The following is a 4,756-nucleotide window of genomic DNA, read 5'->3' on the forward strand; positions in this document are numbered from 1 at the left end:
TTCCGAGGCCTGCCGCGCGGAGGTCGCCGGCCAGGGCGGCCACCGCCTCCTCCAGGGCGCCGTAGGTCAGTTCGCCACCTCGGTGGCCGAGCGCCACCTCGGTGGGCCGCTCGGCGGCCGTGCGCGCCACCCGCTCGTGCACCGCGGCGGTCCACGCCCCGGCCGGCAGCGGTGCGGCTGGGTCGGGCAGCGTGGCGGCGCGCGGGGCGTCCAGGTCGGCCAGGGGGCGGTCCGGTGCGGCGGCGGCAGCGGCCAGCAGGGCCTCGAACTGGTCGAGGAAGGCGGCCACCGTGCCGGCGTCGAACAGCGAGGCGTCGTAGACGAGGTCCAGGCCGAGGGAGCCGTCGGCGCCCGGCCTGACGTACAGGGTCAGGTCGAAGCGGGCGGCGAGGTCCTCGGTCTCCACCAGCCTGGTGCGCACGCCCGGCACCGCCGGCAGCGAGTCGTCCAGGTTGAGCATGTTGAACAGCACCTGGAAGACGGGCGTGCGGTGCAGGTCGCGGGGGACGGCCAACCGCTCCACGATCCGCTCGAACGGCACCCCCTGGTGCGCGTCGGCCTCCAGGGCGCCCCGCCGCACCCGCCGCAGCAGCTGCCGGAAGGTGGGCGCGCCGAACAGGTCGGTGCGGACCGGCACGGTGTTGACGTACAGCCCGACGCCGTCCTCCACATCGCGCCGCACCCGCCCGGCGACGGGCATGCCGACCACGATGTCGTCCTGGCCGGACCAGCGGGCGAGCAGCGCCTTGTATCCGGTGAGCAGCGCCATGGACAGCGAGGCGCCGTCCTCGCCGGCGAGGGCGCGCAGCCGTTCGGCCTGGCCGGGGCCGAGGACCCGGCGGGCCCGGGCGGCGGGCCGTACGGCCTGGTCGCGGCGGGGCCGGTCGGTGGGCAGCCGCAGCTCGTCGGGGGCGCCGGTGAGCGCCTCGACCCAGTGCGCCAGCTCGGCCGCGCCGTCCTCGCTCTCCTGCCGCGCCCGCTGCCAGGCGGCGAAGTCCGCGTACTGCACCGGCGGTTCGCCCAGCGGTACGGGACCGCCCTGGACGCGCGCCGTGTAGCAGGCGGTGAGTTCGCGCACCACCAGCCGCATCGACCAGCCGTCGGCAGCGATGTGGTGCACGGACAGCTGGAGGACGTGGTGGTCCTCGGCCAGCTTGAGCAGCTGGGTGTGGAGCGGGGAGGCGGTGAGGTCGAAGGGGCGGGCGGTGAAGCGCGCGGTGTGCTCGGCGCGGGCCTCCTCGCGGGCCTGCGGCGCGTGCCCGGACAGGTCGACGAGCGGCAGCGCGTCCTCGGGACCGGGGTCGGTGACGACCTGCCGGGGGGTGCCGTCGACGGTCACGTAGACCGTGCGCAGCACCTCGTGGCGCCGGATCACGTCGTGCAGCGCGGCGCGCAGGGCGCCGGTGTCGACGGGGCCCTCCAGGTGCAGTTCGCCCGCGATGCGGTAGGCGAGCCCGCCGGGCTGCATCTGCTCCACGAACCACAGCCGTTGCTGCGCGGAGGACAGCGGCAGCCCCTCGGGGCCGCGCGGCTGCACCGGCAGCGGCTGCGGGGTCCGGGCGTCCTGCGGGCCGGCGCCGGTCGCGGCGAGGGCGTCGATCCGGGCGGCGAGCGCCGACAGCACGGGTGCGTCGAACAGGTCCCGCAGCGGCAGTTCCACGCCGGTGCGCTCGTGCAGGCGCGCGGCTGCCCGGACGGCGAGCAGCGAGTGCCCGCCCAGCTCGAAGAAGTGGGCGTCCGCGCCGACCCGGTCCACGCCGAGCAGACCGGCCCACACCTCGGCGACGGCCCGCTCGGTGGGCGTGCCCGGCGCGCGGACGGGCTCGCCGCGGTCCTCGGCCAGCTCCTCGGGCGCGGGCAGCAGGGCGCGGTCCACCTTGCCGTTGGGGTTGAGCGGGAAGGCGTCCAGCAGGAACAGGTGGGTGGGGATCATCGCGGAGGTGAGCCGCTCGGCGAGGTGGGCGCGCAGTCCCGCGACGGTGGCGGGCTCGGCGGCCGCCGGCTCGTGCAGGGCGTAGCCGACGAGGGTCAGCCTGCCGTCGCGGCCGGGCCGGGCCAGCACCACCGACTCGCGCACGCCCGGGTGGCCGTCCAGGGCGTCCTGCACCTCGGCCGGTTCGACCCGCACCCCGCGGATCTTCACCTGGTGGTCGGCGCGGCCCAGGTAGTGCAGCCGGCCGGTGCGGTCGAAGCGGACCCGGTCGCCGGTGCGGTAGAGCCGGGCGCCCGGTGCGGTCGAGAACGGGTGCGGGACGTAGCGGTCGGCGGTCAGGTCGGGCCGGTTCTGGTAGCCCCGGGTGACGCCGGTGCCGCCCAGGTAGAGCTCGCCGACGACTCCGGGCGGCACCGGGCGCAGCGCCGCGTCGAGGACGTACAGCTCGGTGCCGGGCAGGGCGCGGCCGATGGGCGGCACGCCGCCGTCGGGTTCGCACACCTCGGTGGTGCAGAAGACGGTGATCTCGGTGGGGCCGTACGCGTTGACGATCCGGCGGCCCGGGGCCCAGGCGCGCACCAGGTCGGCGGAGATCGCCTCGCCGACCGAGGTCAGCTCGGTGACCGTGGGCAGGTCGGCCGGGTCCATCGTGGCCAGCACCGACGGGGTGGCGCTCAGCGTGGTGATGCGCTCGCGGTGGACGGTGTCCACCAGCGGCGGCCCCGGGCGCAGGTGCTCGCGGGGGGAGACGACGAGGGTGGCGCCGGTGGTCAGCGCCATCATCCATTCCCAGGTGCTGACGTCGAAGCTGATGGAGGCGTTCTGCAGCACCCGGCGCCCGGGCGCGGGCGGCATGGACGCGCGGTGCGCGAGGTCGAAGTCGACCAGGCCGGCGTGCTCCACCATCACGCCCTTGGGGCGGCCGGTGGAGCCGGAGGTGTAGATGACGTACGCGAGGCGGCCGCCGTCCGGTTCGGGCAGCGCGGGTGCGTCGGCGGGCGGCTCGGGGACGTCGTCCAGGTACAGCACCGGCACGTCCACGGCGGGCAGCCGGTCCACGACCGCGCGCTGGGCGAGCAGCAGCGCGACGGAGGAGTCCTCGATCATGTACTCCAGGCGCTTGACCGGGTAGGTCGGGTCCAGCGGGATGTAGGCGCCGCCCGCCATGAGGACGGCGAGCAGCCCGACGAACAGCCGGGGGGTGCCGTCGCCGGTGAGCCCCACCTTGACCTCGGGACCGACCCCGCGGGCGCGCAGCACCAGCGCCAGATCGCGTGCCTGGTCGACGAGTTGGCGGTACGACAGCTGCTCGTCGCCGCACGCGACGGCGATCGCGTCGGGCGTGCGGGCGGCCTGGTCGAGGACCAGCTCGTGCACGCCCCGGCGGGCCAGGGCGGCCGGGTCGCCGGGCCTGCTCCACTCGGTGAGCACCTGGCGGCGCTCCTCGGGGGCGAGCATCTCCAGCGTGGCGTGCGGGACGTCCGGGCGGGCCGCACACGCGGCGGCCAGCGCGCGGAAGTGCCGGCCGAGCTGCTCGGCGGTCTGCGGCTCGAACAGGTCGACGGCGTAGCGCAGGGAGCAGCTGACCCGCCCGTCGACCTCCTCGGCGAACACGGCGAGGTCCTGCTCGCTGCCCTGCACCGGCACCGGGTACGGCCGCAGCTCCAGGTCGCCGACGGACAGCCGGGCCCCGGCCGCCCCGGTGGCGAACAGCGACAGTCCCTGCTCGGAGTGGACCGAGGTGGACTCGTAGTAGAAGGCCACGTCGAACAGGCCGGTCCCGGCGCGGTCCCGGGCGACCTGCTCGGCGACCAGCGGGTACGGGTAGTCCTGGTGCTCCATCGCGTCCAGCGCGGTCTCCCGCACCTGCTCCAGCAGGTCCCGGAAGGTCTGGCGCGCCCCGACGCGGGTGCGCAGCACCATCAGGTTGGCGAAGTAGCCGACGACCTCCTCGAAGGCGGGCCGGCCGCGGCCGGTGGCGACCGAGCCGAGCCAGATGTCCTCCTGGCCGGTGTAGCGGTGCATCAGCAGGTTGAACACCGCGAGGACGGCCGTGTAGAGGGTGCCGCCGGTCTCCCGCGCGAGGCCGCGCAGCGCGGCGGTGACGTCCGCGTCCAGGGTGAAGGCGTGCACGGCGGTGCGGTGCCCGGGCCGGGCCGGGCGGGCCCGGTCGACGGGCAGCTCCAGCCGCGGGATCTCTCCGGCGGGCCCGGTGTCCAGGACCTTCGCCCAGTGCGCGGCGCTCGCCCGGCCGCGCGGCCCGGCGACGAGGTCGCGCTGCCAGCGCACGTACTCCGGGTAGTCGGCGGCGGGCGCGGGCAGCCGGACGGGGCGCCCGGCGCGGGCCGCCGGATAGGCCTGCTGGAGGTCGCGCAGCAGCAGCGAGAACGCCCACAGGTCGGCCGCGATGTGATGGCTGCCGATCAGCAGGATGAGCCGTCCGGCGGCCGTCCGCAGCACCTCGCAGCGCAGGAAGGCGCCGGCGGCCAGGTCGTACGGCCGCTCCACGAACGCGGTCACGGCGGCGTCCACGTCACCGCCGCCGGTGAGGTCCCGCTCCTCGAACGCGACGGGCACGCCGGTGCGCACCCGCTGCACCAGCTCTCCGCCCTCGCGCAGCACGGCGGTGCGCAGCACCGGGTGGTGGTCGATGATGCGCTGCAGCGCGGTGCGCAGGGCCGGGACGTCGAGCGGGCCGGTGACCTCGGCGGCGAAGCACAGGTTGTAGGCGGGGCTGCCGGGGTGCATCTGGTCGAACAGCCAGAGGGCGCGCTGGCCTTCGGAGACGGGGTGCGTCGCGGGCGCGGCGGGGGCGCCGGGGCC

The 4,756-nt window shown here is 76.3% G+C and carries 1 protein-coding gene; it reads right to left on the bottom strand.

All coding sequences use genetic code 11. The annotated features are described in order from the left end of the window. On the bottom strand, nucleotides 1-4,756 hold a 4,756-nt coding region (locus ACLU3S_RS35915; protein ID WP_413956167.1), incomplete at both ends, for an amino acid adenylation domain-containing protein.

It is taken from the genome of Streptomyces sp. AF1A (assembly GCF_047340315.1).
Lineage (GTDB): Bacteria > Actinomycetota > Actinomycetes > Streptomycetales > Streptomycetaceae > Streptomyces.